We start from the raw sequence: 773 nt of genomic DNA on the forward strand, positions 1-773 counted from the left end.
GGTGTTCCTCCATATATCTACGCATTTCACCGCTACACATGGAATTCCACTCTCCCCTCTTGCACTCAAGTTAAACAGTTTCCAAAGCGTACTATGGTTAAGCCACAGCCTTTAACTTCAGACTTATCTAACCGCCTGCGCTCGCTTTACGCCCAATAAATCCGGACAACGCTCGGGACCTACGTATTACCGCGGCTGCTGGCACGTAGTTAGCCGTCCCTTTCTGGTAAGATACCGTCACAGTGTGAACTTTCCACTCTCACACTCGTTCTTCTCTTACAACAGAGCTTTACGATCCGAAAACCTTCTTCACTCACGCGGCGTTGCTCGGTCAGACTTCCGTCCATTGCCGAAGATTCCCTACTGCTGCCTCCCGTAGGAGTCTGGGCCGTGTCTCAGTCCCAGTGTGGCCGATCACCCTCTCAGGTCGGCTATGTATCGTCGCCTTGGTGAGCCGTTACCCCACCAACTAGCTAATACAACGCAGGTCCATCTGGTAGTGATGCAATTGCACCTTTTAAACAGTTGTCATGCAACAACTGCTGTTATGCGGTATTAGCTATCGTTTCCAATAGTTATCCCCCGCTACCAGGCAGGTTACCTACGCGTTACTCACCCGTTCGCAACTCATCCAGAGAAGCAAGCTCCTCCTTCAGCGTTCTACTTGCATGTATTAGGCACGCCGCCAGCGTTCGTCCTGAGCCAGGATCAAACTCTCATTAAAAGTTTGAGTTCTCACTCATTTCTGTCACTGACAGATTTATTGTTTTTTT

At 49.7% G+C, this 773-nt stretch carries 1 rRNA gene; it reads right to left on the reverse strand.

The window, feature by feature from the left end:
- Positions 1–724, reverse strand: a 16S ribosomal RNA gene (locus QM959_RS09540); the annotation flags it as partial.
- Positions 725–773 lie beyond the last annotated feature (49 nt).

It is taken from the genome of Streptococcus mitis (assembly GCF_047459985.1).
GTDB lineage: Bacteria > Bacillota > Bacilli > Lactobacillales > Streptococcaceae > Streptococcus > Streptococcus mitis_DZ.